The organism is Caldicellulosiruptor sp. DIB 104C (genome assembly GCF_028198085.1).
Lineage (GTDB): Bacteria > Bacillota > Thermoanaerobacteria > Caldicellulosiruptorales > Caldicellulosiruptoraceae > Caldicellulosiruptor > Caldicellulosiruptor saccharolyticus.
On record NZ_CP116337.1, the window covers coordinates 362,905 to 377,318 of the forward strand.

At 36.2% G+C, this 14,414-nt stretch carries 16 protein-coding genes, 1 tRNA gene and 1 riboswitch; of the genes, 15 read left to right on the top strand and 2 right to left on the bottom strand.

From position 1 onward, the window contains the following. Nucleotides 1-201 precede the first annotated feature (201 nt). The 9 genes from PGC14_RS01600 to thrC all read left to right on the top strand — a co-directional run bounded on the left by PGC14_RS01600 (nucleotide 202) and on the right by thrC (nucleotide 5,416). Nucleotides 202-486, top strand: a complete 285-nt coding sequence (locus PGC14_RS01600; protein ID WP_271629360.1) for a sporulation transcriptional regulator SpoIIID — start codon at nucleotides 202-204, stop codon at nucleotides 484-486. Between the two features lie 47 nt (nucleotides 487-533). Continuing rightward, nucleotides 534-1,304: a nucleoside triphosphate pyrophosphohydrolase gene (gene mazG, locus PGC14_RS01605; protein WP_271629361.1), complete on the top strand. Its 771-nt coding sequence runs from the start codon at nucleotides 534-536 to the stop codon at nucleotides 1,302-1,304. 88 nt (nucleotides 1,305-1,392) lie between these two features. Then, nucleotides 1,393-1,668, top strand: coding sequence for an HU family DNA-binding protein (locus PGC14_RS01610; protein ID WP_039765984.1), 276 nt, complete (start codon nucleotides 1,393-1,395; stop codon nucleotides 1,666-1,668). A gap of 112 nt (nucleotides 1,669-1,780) precedes the next feature. Further along, the gene (locus tag PGC14_RS01615) at nucleotides 1,781-2,023 is read left to right on the top strand and encodes an RNA-binding S4 domain-containing protein (protein WP_039765982.1); all 243 of its coding nucleotides are present in this window, start codon (nucleotides 1,781-1,783) and stop codon (nucleotides 2,021-2,023) included. A gap of 75 nt (nucleotides 2,024-2,098) precedes the next feature. After that, on the top strand, nucleotides 2,099-2,380 hold the full coding sequence (locus tag PGC14_RS01620; protein WP_011916755.1) for a YabP/YqfC family sporulation protein: 282 nt from the start codon (nucleotides 2,099-2,101) through the stop codon (nucleotides 2,378-2,380). 13 nt (nucleotides 2,381-2,393) lie between these two features. Beyond that, nucleotides 2,394-2,711 (top strand): spore cortex biosynthesis protein YabQ, encoded by a 318-nt coding sequence (yabQ, locus tag PGC14_RS01625; protein ID WP_039766017.1) that lies wholly within the window; start codon nucleotides 2,394-2,396, stop codon nucleotides 2,709-2,711. A gap of 53 nt (nucleotides 2,712-2,764) precedes the next feature. Continuing rightward, entirely contained in the window at nucleotides 2,765-3,064 is a 300-nt protein-coding gene (locus PGC14_RS01630; protein ID WP_011916757.1) for an FtsB family cell division protein, read from the top strand. Nucleotides 3,065-3,253: 189 nt separating this feature from the next. Further along, nucleotides 3,254-3,913 (top strand): redox-sensing transcriptional repressor Rex, encoded by a 660-nt coding sequence (locus PGC14_RS01635; protein ID WP_271629362.1) that lies wholly within the window; start codon nucleotides 3,254-3,256, stop codon nucleotides 3,911-3,913. A gap of 21 nt (nucleotides 3,914-3,934) precedes the next feature. Next, nucleotides 3,935-5,416 carry a threonine synthase gene (gene thrC / locus PGC14_RS01640; protein WP_271629363.1) on the top strand — a complete coding sequence of 494 codons (1,482 nt, stop codon included), beginning with the start codon at nucleotides 3,935-3,937 and terminating at the stop codon, nucleotides 5,414-5,416. 41 nt (nucleotides 5,417-5,457) lie between these two features. On the opposite strand, the gene PGC14_RS13450 is transcribed toward thrC, so the two are convergent. Beyond that, the gene (locus PGC14_RS13450; protein WP_408609369.1) at nucleotides 5,458-5,526 is read right to left on the bottom strand and encodes a hypothetical protein; all 69 of its coding nucleotides are present in this window, start codon (nucleotides 5,524-5,526) and stop codon (nucleotides 5,458-5,460) included. Further along, a riboswitch (M-box (ykoK) riboswitch) is annotated at nucleotides 5,522-5,682 on the top strand. It overlaps the preceding gene by 5 nt. 323 nt (nucleotides 5,683-6,005) lie before the next feature. Between PGC14_RS13450 and PGC14_RS01645 the strand changes: the two genes are divergently transcribed. Both PGC14_RS01645 and PGC14_RS01650 read left to right on the top strand, forming a co-directional pair. Then, complete coding sequence (locus PGC14_RS01645) at nucleotides 6,006-7,256, top strand: magnesium transporter (RefSeq protein ID WP_271629364.1); 1,251 nt, start codon at nucleotides 6,006-6,008, stop codon at nucleotides 7,254-7,256. A gap of 34 nt (nucleotides 7,257-7,290) precedes the next feature. Next, the gene (locus PGC14_RS01650; RefSeq protein ID WP_271629365.1) at nucleotides 7,291-8,544 is read left to right on the top strand and encodes an Nramp family divalent metal transporter; all 1,254 of its coding nucleotides are present in this window, start codon (nucleotides 7,291-7,293) and stop codon (nucleotides 8,542-8,544) included. A 39-nt stretch (nucleotides 8,545-8,583) separates the two neighbouring features. On the opposite strand, the gene PGC14_RS01655 is transcribed toward PGC14_RS01650, so the two are convergent. After that, a tRNA-Ser gene (locus tag PGC14_RS01655) sits at nucleotides 8,584-8,676 on the bottom strand. Nucleotides 8,677-8,969: 293 nt separating this feature from the next. On the opposite strand from PGC14_RS01655, the gene PGC14_RS01660 reads away from it, so the two are divergent. From PGC14_RS01660 to PGC14_RS01675, 4 genes are all read left to right on the top strand, one after another. Next, entirely contained in the window at nucleotides 8,970-10,607 is a 1,638-nt protein-coding gene (locus tag PGC14_RS01660; protein ID WP_422653038.1) for a formate--tetrahydrofolate ligase, read from the top strand. A gap of 60 nt (nucleotides 10,608-10,667) precedes the next feature. Continuing rightward, complete coding sequence (locus PGC14_RS01665; RefSeq protein ID WP_011916764.1) at nucleotides 10,668-11,918, top strand: aminotransferase class I/II-fold pyridoxal phosphate-dependent enzyme; 1,251 nt, start codon at nucleotides 10,668-10,670, stop codon at nucleotides 11,916-11,918. 101 nt (nucleotides 11,919-12,019) lie between these two features. Next, nucleotides 12,020-13,237 carry a zinc-dependent alcohol dehydrogenase gene (locus PGC14_RS01670; RefSeq protein ID WP_039766015.1) on the top strand — a complete coding sequence of 406 codons (1,218 nt, stop codon included), beginning with the start codon at nucleotides 12,020-12,022 and terminating at the stop codon, nucleotides 13,235-13,237. A 176-nt stretch (nucleotides 13,238-13,413) separates the two neighbouring features. Next, a complete protein-coding gene (locus tag PGC14_RS01675) occupies nucleotides 13,414-14,328 on the top strand; it encodes a hypothetical protein (protein WP_271629367.1) in 915 nt (304 codons plus the stop codon). The last annotated feature ends 86 nt before the right edge of the window (nucleotides 14,329-14,414 follow it).

Consider the following 14,414-nt stretch of genomic DNA (forward strand, 5'->3'; position numbering starts at 1 on the left):
CGTTTTTTTATTTCCTTTCTTTGGTTTTTAAATAGTTGTCGGTGCTTCATGGTACCTTTTTAATCATTGCTATTTACAGATATCTTTGAAAATACCCTGTAAAGATTCAACAGAATGCCAACAGGATAGAAACTTTGGGTCAAACAAAAAAGTTTTGGTGCATATAATCCTAAGTAGAAAGCAATTTTGGAGGACAAGGTTTTGAAAGAGGATATAGAAAAAAGGGCGCTTTTAGCAGCTGAACTTTTAATTAGGTACAATTCAACTGTTAGAAAGGTTGCTAAGGTCTTAGGTGTGTCAAAGTCAACAGTTCACAATGATCTTACCCACCGTCTTAATAAAATAAACAAATGGCTTTATAAGCAGGTAAGGGCGATTCTTGAGAAAAATAAGCAAGAAAGACATATTCGGGGTGGTGAAGCGACAAAGAAGAAGTATTCTGCAAAAAAAGAGCAGATTGTCTCAAAAAATAGTGGTATAATATAGTCTATAAATACCAAAGCACCTTTTAAATGTAGAGGAGAGAAATTAAAATGAGAGCAAACTTTGAAGAACTGGTCAAAATAATGGATATCTTGCGTGAGAAATGTCCATGGGATAGACAGCAGACGCATAACAGTCTAAAAAGATACTTGATTGAAGAGACATATGAGGTTATTGAGGCGATAGATGAAAATGACTACAGTAAACTTAAAGAAGAGTTGGGAGATTTGCTTTTGCAGGTTGTCTTCCACGCAAAGATAGCTCAGGAAAGAGGCGCTTTTGATATTTACGAGGTAATCTATGATATATGCCAAAAAATGAAAAAAAGACACACTCATGTGTTTGGAGAAGATAATTTTAAAACTGCCGATGAGGTTTTGCAAAATTGGGACAGAATAAAAAGTAAAGAGAAAGAAATCAAAACAGTGAGTGAGGCAATGCAAAGTATTCCAAAACACCTTCCTGCTCTTATGCGAAGCTATAAAGTTCAAGAGAAGGCAGCGAAAGTTGGTTTTGACTGGGAAGATTACAAAGATGCTTTAAAAAAGGTATATGAGGAACTTGGCGAGTTTGAGGAGAGTTTGTCGAAAAATAGCGCTCATGACAAGTTGGAAGAGGAACTTGGTGATGTTCTTTTTGCGGTTGTAAATGTTGCAAGGTTTTTTAACATAGATCCTGAAGAAGCACTTTCCAAAACAATACAAAAGTTTATAACCAGATTCTCTTATGTAGAGGAACAAGCAGAAAAACAAGGTAAAAAATTGAATGAGATGACGTTAAAAGATATGGACAAATTTTGGGAAGAGGCAAAAAAAATTTAAAAAAGGCTTGAAAAAAGAAGGATTTTTGATATAAATATAGAATAGAAAGATTTAGAACATTACAAAATACGCGAGGAGGTAAGAAGTAATGAACAAAACAGATTTAGTATCGGCAATGGCAGAGAAGAGTGGGCTTACCAAAAAGGACGCAGAAAAGGCACTCAATGCGTTTGTAGATGCTGTTACAGAGGCACTCTCTAAGGGGGAAAAGGTTCAGCTTGTCGGATTTGGTTCATTTGAAGTAAGAGAAAGGGCAGAGAGAGTTGGAAGAAACCCACAGACACAGGAAGAGATTAAGATTCCAGCAACTAAAGTTCCTGTATTCAAAGCAGGCAAGATGTTAAAAGACGCTGTTGCAAAGTAAGATTTTTAAAGAGGGGCTGTGAATTTTTAGTGTTAAGGCTGCAGCAAAAATGAGAAAATAAGAGCTGCAGCCCTAAATTTTTGTGTACAAAAAAGGGTGAGGGTTTGCAAGAATGCGGATAGACAAATATCTAAAAGTGTCGAGAATTATCAAAAGAAGAACGCTTGCTCAAGAAGCATGCAATAGTGAAAGAGTTTTTGTAAATGGCAAGGTGGCAAAACCTTCGACAGAGGTAAAGGTTGGCGATATTATTGAGGTGCGCTTTGGTGATAAGATTTTTAAATGCAGGGTTACAAGTGTGGATGAAAAGGTTCAAAAAAATCTTGCGAGCAATATGTATGAGGTGATTGAGTAGATTTGGGTCATATTTTGATAGTAAAGAGAATATAGTTTATTATGTAACTTGTATGTGTTTAAAAGGAAAATCAAAATGGTAGCTGATGATAGAAAAAATGTAAAGTCAAAGTTTCACAATGTTCTTATAGAGAACAGAGAAAAGATTACAATAAACGGCGTTGACGATGTTGAAAGCTTTGACGATAATAACGTCATGTTGGTGGTTGACGAAGAACTTCTCATCATCAAAGGATTTGATTTGAAGATAAACAAAATCAATACAGAGACAGGAGAGGTATTTATAGAAGGTCAAGTTTATTCACTTGAATATGGTGAGCCGCCCAAAAAAGGACTGATTGGAAGACTTTTTAAGTAAAGAGGCTGAAAAAATGCAGGGCGTTTTTGATCAGCTTTCAGACTTTCTTTCTTGTTTGATTATTGGGGCGGTAGTTGGATTAATATACGATACCTTCTTTTTCAAAAAAACCTTGAAAAGGCGCAAAAGAGATTTACTATTTTTTATGTCTTCTACTTTATCCACTATTGCAGTAATTTCATGTTTGTATTTTATAAACTACTATACTATTAGATGGTATACATTTTTGGCTATCGTGTGTGGTTTTTGGCTCTACAAAAATTCAATATCTTTTTTCTACAAAAGTATTTTAAGAAGCGTGAACAAAGTTTTATCTTTTACCAAGAAATAATTTGTGATAAAATATAACTACACTTTTTGGAATACTCAAAAGGAAGACAAGCTGTGAAAAAGATTTTTAAAGTAGTAAAAAGGCTTTTTGTACTTGCATTTGTAATACTTTTTTTAATATATTCTGTGACAACAGTTGTAAAACAACATATGATTTTACAACAGGTAAAAGCGCAGCAGTATGAGACAATCAAGCAAATTGAAAAACTGAAAAAAGAAAATGAATATTTAAGAAGACTTGCCCAGTATGTCCAGACAAAAGAATACATCCAGCAGGTTGCACGAGAGAAACTTGGGCTTGTAGGAAAGGATGAGATTGTGTTTATTGACAAGAATAAAAAGAGAAAGCAATAAAGGAGGCTTTTTTGTGTCGGTTAAAAAAGGCAGTATAGCGCAAGGCAAAGACAGCAACCAGAGACTTAAGTGAGTACAGTAGACGATTTGATGGCAGAAGAAATTAAAAGCCTGTTTTGAATTTAAAACAGGCTTTTAATTTAAGAAGGTATGTCAAAAAAATATCAAAGAGGATAAGGAGGATAAAAATTGTTTAAAAAAAAGAACGTCTCTCTTGCGGTTGTAAGAAGACTGCCAAGGTATTTGCGGTATGTAGAAGATTTGTTGAACCATGAAATTACGAGGATTTCCTCATCAGAGCTAAGCCAAAGGATGGGGTATACAGCTTCTCAGGTAAGACAAGATTTCAACAATTTTGGCGGGTTTGGTCAGCAAGGGTATGGTTATAGCACTCAGGTTCTCTATGAGAACCTTGTTAAAATATTAGGGCTTGATAAAAACTTCAAGATGGTAATTGTTGGTGTAGGCAATTTGGGACAAGCTTTAGCAAATTACGCCAACTTTTATAAAAAGGGTTTCAGACTTGTGGGACTATTTGATGTCGACCCTCAAAAGGTTGGAAAAAGTATCAGGAATATAAAGATACAGCATATTGATGAGCTCAAAGATTTTATAAAGAAAAACGATGTTGACATTGGAGTTTTATGTGTGCCGTCAGAGGTTGCTCAAGAGGTTGCAAACCTCATGGTTGAAGGCGGCATAAAAGGAATCTGGAATTTTACTACAAAAGAGATTGAGGTAAAAGATGATGTTGTTGTGGAAAATGTCCATTTGATAGACAGCCTGATGGTACTATCGTATAAGTTAAATGAAAAACTGCTTGAAAAGCAGGAAGCAAGTCAAAAATAAATTCTATTGAGGTGGCAAAACATGGAGTTTGTGAGTACGCGAGGAGACCAGAAGGTGCTCTCAAAAGAAGCAATTTACCATGGAATAGCAAACAATGGAGGGCTTTTTACCCCAGTTAGTATACCAAAAATTGATTTTGAGCATTTAAAAGAGCTAAATAGTTACAAAGAAATTGCAAGGTGTATCTTTTCACTTTATCTTACTGACTTTTCTAAAGAAGAGATTGATGATTGCATAGAAAAAGCATATGCAACTGGTAAATTTGATACAAAAGATGTAGTTGAGCTAAAGAAGCTTGACGGTAACCTGTTTGCACTTGAACTTTGGCATGGGCCAACTTATGCTTTTAAAGATGTTGCGCTACAAGTGCTGCCACACCTTTTGATAAGGTCAATGCCAGATAGCTATAAAAAAGCACTCATATTGGTAGCAACATCTGGCGATACAGGAAAGGCTGCCCTGGAGGGTTTTAGAGATGTCGAGAAGACCAAGATTGTAGTCTTTTATCCCTCTGAAGGTGTGTCTGACGTACAAAAAAGACAGATGACAACTCAGGAAGGCAAGAACACTTATGTTGCAGGGATAATAGGTAACTTTGACGATGCTCAAAGTGGTGTAAAAGAGATCTTTACAAATCCAAGATATGTAGAGACAATCAATAAAATGGGTTATTTCTTCACATCAGCAAACTCTATAAACTTTGGACGACTTTTGCCTCAGATTGTCTACTATATCTGGAGCTACTTAGAACTTTTGAGAAAGGGATTTATAAAGGAAAGCGAAAAGGTAAACTTTGTTGTGCCAACAGGGAATTTTGGGAATATCTTGGCTGGGTACTTTGCAAAGCGTATGGGCCTTCCAATAAATAGACTTATTGTTGCATCAAACATAAACTCTGTTGTTTCCGATTTTATTAAAACAGGTATTTATGACAGACGAAGAGAGTTTTACAAAACAATCTCACCATCTATGGATATATTGGTTGCCAGCAATTTAGAAAGGCTTTTGTACTTGGTCACAGGCAACTTTGAGATGGTGAAAAAATACATGTTAGATTTGAGAGAGAATGGGTATTTTAAAGTTGAAAATGATGTTTTAAAGTCAATACAATCAGATTTCTGGGGAGATTTTTCAACAGATATTGAAACTAAAAAGGCAATAAAACGAGTTTACAAAGAGTTTTCTTATCTTATTGACACGCATTCAGCAGTCGGATTTGATGTTTATAGAAAATACCACGATAAAACTTCTGATGTGACAAAGACAGTAATTTTGCAGACTGCAAACCCATACAAGTTTGCCAAGGATGTTCTCAACGCCTTGTTTGATGATGAATATAATAATATTGATCCGTTTGAAGCAGTCGAAGTTCTGTACCAAAAAACAAAGGTCGAGATTCCAGAGGGAATAAAGAGGCTTTTGTCAAAAGCAGTTTTGCACCCTGATGTGATTAAGAAAGACAAAATGTTTGACTTTATATTAGAGAAAATAAAAGATAACTGAAGATAGTTTAAAAAAAGTGTACAAAAATATAAAAATTTAAGCTAAAAAGGGTTGAAAAACGAATTTTTTGTGCTAAAATAGAAGTTGAAAAAAGTGAATATTGCAAAAATATCTCGGTAGGCGAGGCTCCTACAGGGATATAGGCTGCTGCCGCGAAAGATTGGAGACAATCTGAGCTGGTAAACAGGTTTTGCCGAATCCAAGGCATAACCTAATGCAGCTTTTTATGCCGTGTAGTGCCAAAGCTTGTACGAGGTAGCTAAAAAGGGTAAAGTGTGCTTTCACCTCGTTTTAAGCTTTGGGTGAAAGCACTTTTTGTTTGTATGCAAAATTTAAACTAGCCTCTAAAACTTTATGATTAAAGGAGATGAGAGGACAGATGGATTCTGGTCCTGTGAGTAGACAGGATTGGGGAAAAGAAAAAGTGAAAAGATCTTTTTTCAAAAGAGTGGAGGGGTGCTAACTTGCAGACTTGATAGTCGAAAGCAAGTAAGGAGGGGCTTTTTGTCCCTTTTTGCAATAGATTTTGAAAACCTATTTAGCACCCCTCCACAAAAGGAAAAACTAATTTAAAAGGAGGGGTGCTAAGATGGCTAATGTCACAAGTTTTTACCTCAGCAGAGTTATTGGCAACAAGGTATACTCAGAAGACAAAAAAGTTCTGGGAAAACTCGAGGATCTAATTGTTGATGCAAAGAATATAAGGCCCAAAGTAATTGCTGCAAAAGTAAAGAGAGGAAAGAATATCCAAATAGTAGATTTTTCGTTCTTTATAATTTACAAGGAAAAAGGGCAATATGTAATTGAAACCAGGAACTTAAAGCCGATTGATGTTCAAAAAGAAGATACGATAATGCTTGTAAAGCATATCCTTGACAAGCAGATAGTTGATATGAACGGCAGAAAGGTTGTAAGGGTGAATGATATAAGACTTGCAATTTTATCAACAGGCGTTTATGTAATTGCAGTTGATATTGGATTAGAAGGGTTGTTGAGGAGGCTTGGACTTGCAAAACCTCTCAAAAAGGTATTAAAACCTCTTGGCAAGAGCATCCCATCTCGGCTCATCTTATGGGATGACGTTGAGCCTCTTGCATCACCGCGCTCGGATTTAAAACTTTCAACCACATACTCAAAGCTCTCAACTTTGCATCCGTCGGATTTAGCAGATATCATTGAAGAGCTTGACAAAAAGACTCAAGCATATGTATTTTCAACTTTGGACGAGGAAAAGGCAGCAGATGTTTTGGAAGAACTTGATGTTGAGGCACAGCGAAATGTCCTCGAGAGTCTTCCTGTTGAAAAGGCTGCAGATTTGCTTGAAAAGATGCCAGCAGACGAGGTTGCAGATATATTGGATGAGATAAAAGAGGAGAGAGCAGAAGAACTTTTAAACGAGATGGAAAAAGAGGCATCAGAGGAAGTAAAAGAGCTGATGGAGTACCCCGAGAACACTGTTGGAAGTATTATGACAACAGATTTTATTGCATTCAAGACCCATTTTACAGTTGAGCAAACAATAGAAGAACTAAGACGTTTAAAGCCAGAGCCAGATGAGATTTACTATTTATATGTGATTGACAATGAAGAGAGGCTTTGTGGTGTTGTGTCTTTGCGCGACTTGGTAATTTCTGAGCCACAAACTCCACTTTATGAGATTATGAGCAGAAATGTTGTGTATGTAAAAGATATGGACAATGTAAACTCTCTTGTGGAGATTATTTCAAAATACAGCTTATTGGCTGTCCCTGTGGTTGATGATGACAAAAGACTAATTGGTGTTGTGATAATAAATGACATAGTTTATGAACTACTCAAAGTACGAAAAAAATTAGTATAGTCAAAGTTATTGACGGCAAATGAGGTGATAGAAGATGCCACAGATATCAAAAGAGCAGCGTCTTAAAAGGATACTTTTCATATTAAGTGTTATTGGACCGGGACTTGTGACTGCAACTGCTGATAATGATGCATCTGGAATTGCGACATACGCAATGGTTGGTGCAATGTTTGGCTATAAGATGCTTTGGGGATTATTTTTGATAACAATAAGTTTAGCAGTTATCCAAGAAATGGCTGCACGAATGGGTGTTGTGACAGGGAAAGGTCTATCTGACCTTATTAGAGAACACTTTGGTGTCAAGATGACATTTTTTGCGATGATTACCCTGCTTATTGCTAATCTTACAACAACAATTGGCGAATTTGCAGGTATTGCAGCAAGTCTTGAGATATTTGGAGTCTCAAAATATATCTCTGTTCCTTTAACAGCTATTTTTGTATGGTATATTATAAACAAAGGTTCATATAAAAAAACAGAGAAATTTTTTCTTGCTCTCATGGTAATATATATAAGCTATATAATTTCAGGTTTTTTAGCAAAGCCGGAGTGGAAAGAGGTATTTAAAAATACATTTGTTCCTTCTTTCAGTTTCAATTCAAGTTTCATTTTAATTTTTATTGCAATGATAGGAACCACAATTACTCCTTGGATGCAATTTTATCTGCAATCATCTGTTGTTGACAAAGGTGTTGATGTAAAAAACCTCAAATACCAAAGATGGGATGTGTTTTTGGGAGCGTTCTGGACAGATTTTATTGCATTTTTCATTATTGTAGCAACAGCAGCAACCTTACACAAACATGGGATTGTGATTGAGACAGCAGAAGATGCAGCAAAAGCTCTTCAACCCTTTGCAGGAAAATATGCATCAGCACTTTTTGCAGTTGGACTTTTTGGGGCATCACTGTTGGGAGCGCATATTTTACCTTTATCTACTGCATACGCTGTAACTGAGGCTTTTGGATTGGAAAATGGACTGAACAAGAAGATGAGAGAGGCTCCTGTTTTTTATGGTTTAATACTTTTGTTCATTGTCATAGGAGCAGGTGTTATTTTACTTCCAAATATTCCTTTGATAAAACTTATGATAATTGCTCAAGAAATTAATGGTATATTGCTACCAATAATCTTGATTTATATGTTAAAGCTGACGAATGACAAAGAGATTATGGGGGAGTATGTAAATTCGAGGGCATTTAATATAATTGCGTGGATAACAGTTGTATTTATAATAATTCTCACATTAATACTGCTTGTCGAGCCTTTCTTAGGTGTGTTAAAATAAATCAACATTTGATTTTTAAACTATTACACAAAATAAAAATGGCGGAGAGAGTGGGATTCGAACCCACGGTACCGCTTTTGGCGGTACGCGCGATTTCGAGTCGCGTGCCTTCGACCACTCGGCCATCTCTCCGCCTCTTTTTATTTTTGCACTATCGATTATAATCTATCTTTTGCTCATTTTCAAGACAAAGATTTTCATTTTGCAATTGACAATTCCACAAAATAGAAGTAATATATTTATTAAAGTGAATATTGTGAACAAAATTGTGCACCATAATAAAGTACTAATACATGAGAGACTTTATTACCCAACTTTAAGGAGGGTGTTCACGAGAGGTTTATTGTAATAAGGAGAGATTTTTGCAAAAGACATATCAAAAGGCAAGGTGATCTTGTTTGAAAAGCACATCAAAACTACAAGAGATGAAGTTAAAAAATATTACCGAGATAGCAGAAAGTGTAGGTCTGAGCGAAGATGACATTGAGCTTTACGGAAAGTACAAGGCAAAGATAAGTTTAGATGTTCTAAAACAAAAACCCCGACAAAGAGAAGGTAAAGTAATTTTGGTCACATCAATAAACCCAACGCCATACGGTGAGGGCAAGACAACAACAGCAATTGGTCTTTCGATGGCTATAAACAGGCTTGGATTTAAATCAATTGTAACACTGAGAGAGCCTTCCTTAGGACCATATTTGGGAATTAAAGGTGGAGCAACAGGGGGTGGAGTTGCTCAGGTTTTGCCGAGCACTGATATAAACCTTCACTTTACAGGCGACATTCATGCAGTGACAAGTGCAAATAACCTGCTTTGCGCTGCAATTGACAATCACATCTACCATGGAAATGAACTAAATATCAATCCAAAAGCTGTAATGGTAAAAAGAGCAATGGATATGAATGATAGGGCTTTAAGAAATATTGTCATTGGACTTGGAGATGGGCAAAGAGGTGCTGTGCGTGAAGACGGATTTATCATTTCTGTAGCTTCAGAAGTGATGGCAATACTTTGCCTGTCAAATGATTTAGAAGACTTAAAAGAGAGGCTTGGGAACATCTTAATAGGTTTTTCTTATGACAAAAAGCCTATATACGCCAAGGACCTGAAGGTTCATGGGGCAATGGCGCTCTTGTTAAAAGACGCTATAAAACCAAATCTTGTTCAGACATCAGAAGCTACTGCTGCAATAATCCATGGAGGACCGTTTGCAAACATTGCACACGGCACAAACAGCATAATTGCAATTAAGGTAGCACAAAAGCTTTCAGACTATGTTGTTGTAGAAGCTGGATTTGGAGCTGATTTGGGTGCTGAAAAGTTTGTCAATATAGTATCAAGAAAAAGTGGTATATACCCATCAGCTGCAGTTATGGTTGTGACTACAAAAGCGCTAAAATACCATGGCAGTATGGGGGCAAAAGAGAATTTGACAAGTGAAAATATAGATACGCTAAGAAAAGGCTTTAAAAACTTAGAAAAGCACATAGAGAATTTAAAACTATTGGGGCTTGAGGCTATTGTAACTTTAAATAGATTTCCTCATGATACTCCTGCCGAAATTTCCGAGATAGAATCTTTTTGCAAAGAGCGCGGAGTTGAGTTTGCTGTCTCAGAAGCTTATGAGCTTGGTTCAGAAGGTGCTTTGGACTTGGCACAAAAAGTTATTGAGGTAGCAAGTAGAAAAAGGAAAATAAACTTTGTTTATGAGGATTCAGACCCTGTTGAAGAAAAGATAAGAAAGGTTGCAAAGGCAATTTATGGTGCTGCGGATGTGCAGTTTTCAAAATCAGCACTTTTGGGTTTAGAACTAATCAAAAAGCTCAATATTGATCATTTTCCCATTTGCATGGCAAAGACCCAGTATTCCTTGTCAGATGACCCAAAACTTTTAGGCAGGCCAAAGGACTTTGTTTTGAATGTGAATGAGATAAGGATTAACAATGGTGCGCAGTTTATTGTAGTAATCTGTGGTGACATAATGACAATGCCAGGACTTTCAAAAGACTATGCTGCACTTCATCTTGACATTGATGAAGATGGAAATGTGGTGTGGGTGTGAATATTAATTTTTTAAACAATGTATGTGCACAAAATTGTGAGCAAGGAGGTTGAGATTGATATGATTGATACAACCAGATTTTCACTTGCTGATTTTATGAAGAGTGAAGACAAGAACATAATGGAGCTTGCAAAGGAGTTTTGGGAGTACAAAGAGGATTATATGAGAAGGAGGCATTATCAATACAGACGAGTTTCTATTACAGGTTCTGGGCCAACTATGAAGATAATTGACCACTATACAGGCGAAATTAGAGAAATGATAAACCTTGCGTCAAATGACTATCTAAATCTTACCAAACATCCAAGGACTATAAAGGCAGGGATTGAGGCGGTCAAAAAGTATGGAACGGGTGCTGGGTCTGTGCCACTTCTGGGTGGAACACTTGATATACATGTTGAACTTGAGAAGAAGATTGCAAAATTCAAAGGATGCGAAGATGCGCTCATATACACAAGCGGATATGGTTCTAACTTAGGAACAATATCTGCAATTTTACATGAAAAAGATGTTGCTATCTTAGACATGTACGTTCATGCAAGTATAATTGACGGATGCAGAAATACAAATGTAGAGTTTTTTAGGCACAACAACATGGACTCATTAGAGAAAGTACTTAAAAAAGTAAAAGACAAATACAATACAAAACTTGTAATAGTTGATGGTGTTTACTCAATGGATGGTGACATTGCACCACTTGACCAGATTGTTGAAATTGCTCACGCTTATGGTGCATTTGTAATGGTAGATGAAGCACATGCAACAGGTGTGATTGGCAAGAATGGGCGTGGTACACCTGAACACTGCAATGTTGAAGGAAAGGTTGACATAGTTGCAGGTACACTTTCAAAAGCTTTGGGTGCAGTTGGTGGATTTATTGCAACAAACAAGGAACTTGTGAATTATCTGCACTTTTACTCAAGAGCATACATGTTCTCAACAGCACCAACTCCACAAGCAACTGCTTCACTGATTGAGGCTTTGAATGTCATTGAAGAAGAACCTGAGCTAAGACAGAGGCTTTGGGATAATATAAGATACTTCAGAGAAAACTTATTAAAGCTCGGGTTTAATATTGGCAATCAGCAGACAGCAATATTCCCGATTATAATAGGTGATGATTATAAAGTGAAAGAGATGTGTAGAGAACTTCATGAGGCAGGTATCTATGTGAACCCTGTATTCTACCCAGCTGTTCCAAGAAGGTTGTCACGCATAAGAATTTCACTTACAGCAGGGCATACAAAAGAGCATCTTGACAGGACATTAGATGTTCTTGAACACTTAGGGAAGAAATACGGTATAATATAAATCAAGGTATGCTTTTAAGTTGCAAAGAGGCTGCAATTTTAATTGTTGCAGCCTCTAAAAATTTATCACTGATTATTTATAGGAAGGAGTTGAATTACGAAATGAAAGCAGTTGTCTTTGACGCGAGTGTAGGAAAATATATAAGAACCTTAGTTTTAGGGAAAATTTCAAAGAAATTTTTCTACAATAGGCTATCGTGTATCCAGCTCAAAGATATTCCCGAGCCAAAACTTCCATCTGAAAACTATGTCAAGATAAAAACAATGTACGCAGGGATTTGTGGTTCTGACCTGAACCTAATTTTTTTGCATGACTCGCCTTCAACCTCGCCATTTGCTTCATTCCCATTTGTAATTGGCCATGAAAACCTTGGAGTGATAGTTGAAAAGGGGGAGAATGTAACAGAATTTGAGATAGGTGACAGGGTGATTGTAGACCCGGTTTTGGACTGTGACGCAAGAGAACTTCAAAGATGTCCTTCATGCCAAGAGGAAGAGTTTTCAACCTGTTTAAATATTACAGAAGGCATGCTCAAGCCTGGTACCATAATGGGTGCATGCAGTTCAACAGGTGGTTCATGGGGAGAGTATTTTGTTGCTCACAAGTCACAAGTTATAAAGGTACCTGATTCTGTTAAAGATGAAGAGGCAATTTTGGTAGATCCATTAGCGTCTGCCCTTCATCCTGTTATGAGAAATTTCCCGAAGGATTCTGATATGGTTTTGGTATACGGTGCTGGGATAATAGGACTTTTGGTGGTCTGGAGTCTGAGAAAACTTGGTTGCAAAGCAGACATCACTACAATTGCAAAATATAAGTTTCAAGCTGACTTGGCAATGGAATTTGGCGCAAACAGGGTTGTAAGGCCGTCAGAAGATTATTTAGAAGAGCTTGCAAAGGTGTGCGGTGCTAAGATTTTCAAGCCAATGATTGGGGAGAAAGTCTTGCTTGGCGGGTTTGACAAGGTGTTTGACTGCGTTGGTTCAAAGAAAACTATTCGAGATGGTATGTGGCTAACAAAGCAACGCGGAAGCTATGTTCTAGTTGGCCTTGCTTCAGTTGTGAAGGATTTGGATTTGACTCCAATTTGGTTCAAAGAGCTAAATGTAAAAGGAGCTTATTGCTATAGTACAGAGAATATGAACGAGTATAGAATCTCTACTTACCAGCTTGCATTAAATCTTATACAGCAATTTGGAATTCCGTATGATAAATTGATCACTCATTATTTTAACATAAATGACTATCAAAAAGCGATAGAGGTAGCGTCTTCAAAGGGAAGTGAGAAGAGTATAAAAGTTGTGTTTAAATTTTTGTGATTTTTGTATAGATAAGAGGGTATTGATGAATACATTGAAAAGATATTAAAATTGAATTGATATGAAGTAGAGAATTTTTCATGTATCTTTACAAAAACTTAATGTGTATATTTATCAAGAAAATGGGTATATATTTAGAAGAAAACATGAAAGGAATTAGGTAGTTGGTGAGATGAATGAAAGAGAGATTCAATAGAGTATTTGTCATAGTGATATTTACAGAACTTTTATTATTTTGTGCGCTGGTTGCATATGTACAGTTTCAGACTAATACATATAATTTTCTTGCTTGGGTTCTCATATGTTGCAGCGCAGTTTTGATAAATATAGCGGGGTATGTGTTTGGAATACTTCCTTATGTCCAAGAGGTCTGTAATCGGGTTGATAAGATTCAAGAGGTATTAAGGGAGATAGACAATCATTTTAATTTGATGGTAGAGGACAATGCTGAATTTGAAAACTCTATAAATGTTCTCAAAAATCAATTAAAGATTTTAAAGGTTGAGAGTCAAAGAGAAGATGTCTTTTTTGAACAGTATAAAGAGATGATAATACGAAATGTAAAACTTATCTATGATATGTCTAAAAACAAAAATGACAGAGAGATAGAAGGGCTTGCAAAGTCTCTTTTAGACATTATTGAGAAAAGCATATATTCAAGACGTATATTTGTTCCACTATGGTATGAGGTAATGTATTTTCAAACAATTCTATCAGGATGTGTATACTCGGCGATGAATAACCTCGAGATAGTAATAAATATCCAAGAGGAGGAGCTAAAACAGTCACTTGTATTACATGGGATTTTGACATCAGTTGCAACGCTTTTTATTGACTGTGTTAGAAGGCAGCTGCCTATTAAGAATATCATTCAGCTTTCTATAATCAACTTGTCAGGGCATTTAAGCTTACGGCTATATTACAACAATACTATACAGGATTTAAATAAAGCAGAAGAAGTACTCAATATTCTAAAACAGCGATTTTCTCTTTATTATCCTGAAGGTACATATGCTGTAAATTATTCCTTAGGGGGAAATCACTTTATAATCGAGATGTCACTTCCCATAATTGAGTCTTTTGAGAAGTAAAAATTAATCGATATTCAGCATCAAAAGATATTTGAAATATTTCAGAAAATTTAGTATTATTGATATTAAGTTCAGAACAAGACAAG

What these genes read in the sequence shown, in the direction of transcription:
- mazG (WP_271629361.1), top strand. Translation starts at nt 534, where the DNA reads ATGAGAGCAAACTTTGAAGAACTGGTCAAAATAATGGATATCTTGCGT.
- PGC14_RS01610 (WP_039765984.1), top strand. Translation starts at nt 1,393, where the DNA reads ATGAACAAAACAGATTTAGTATCGGCAATGGCAGAGAAGAGTGGGCTT.
- PGC14_RS01615 (WP_039765982.1), top strand. Translation starts at nt 1,781, where the DNA reads ATGCGGATAGACAAATATCTAAAAGTGTCGAGAATTATCAAAAGAAGA.
- PGC14_RS01620 (WP_011916755.1), top strand. Translation starts at nt 2,099, where the DNA reads ATGGTAGCTGATGATAGAAAAAATGTAAAGTCAAAGTTTCACAATGTT.
- yabQ (WP_039766017.1), top strand. Translation starts at nt 2,394, where the DNA reads ATGCAGGGCGTTTTTGATCAGCTTTCAGACTTTCTTTCTTGTTTGATT.
- thrC (WP_271629363.1), top strand. Translation starts at nt 3,935, where the DNA reads ATGGAGTTTGTGAGTACGCGAGGAGACCAGAAGGTGCTCTCAAAAGAA.
- PGC14_RS01645 (WP_271629364.1), top strand. Translation starts at nt 6,006, where the DNA reads ATGGCTAATGTCACAAGTTTTTACCTCAGCAGAGTTATTGGCAACAAG.
- PGC14_RS01650 (WP_271629365.1), top strand. Translation starts at nt 7,291, where the DNA reads ATGCCACAGATATCAAAAGAGCAGCGTCTTAAAAGGATACTTTTCATA.
- PGC14_RS01660 (WP_422653038.1), top strand. Translation starts at nt 8,970, where the DNA reads ATGAAGTTAAAAAATATTACCGAGATAGCAGAAAGTGTAGGTCTGAGC.
- PGC14_RS01665 (WP_011916764.1), top strand. Translation starts at nt 10,668, where the DNA reads ATGATTGATACAACCAGATTTTCACTTGCTGATTTTATGAAGAGTGAA.
- PGC14_RS01670 (WP_039766015.1), top strand. Translation starts at nt 12,020, where the DNA reads ATGAAAGCAGTTGTCTTTGACGCGAGTGTAGGAAAATATATAAGAACC.
- PGC14_RS01675 (WP_271629367.1), top strand. Translation starts at nt 13,414, where the DNA reads ATGAAAGAGAGATTCAATAGAGTATTTGTCATAGTGATATTTACAGAA.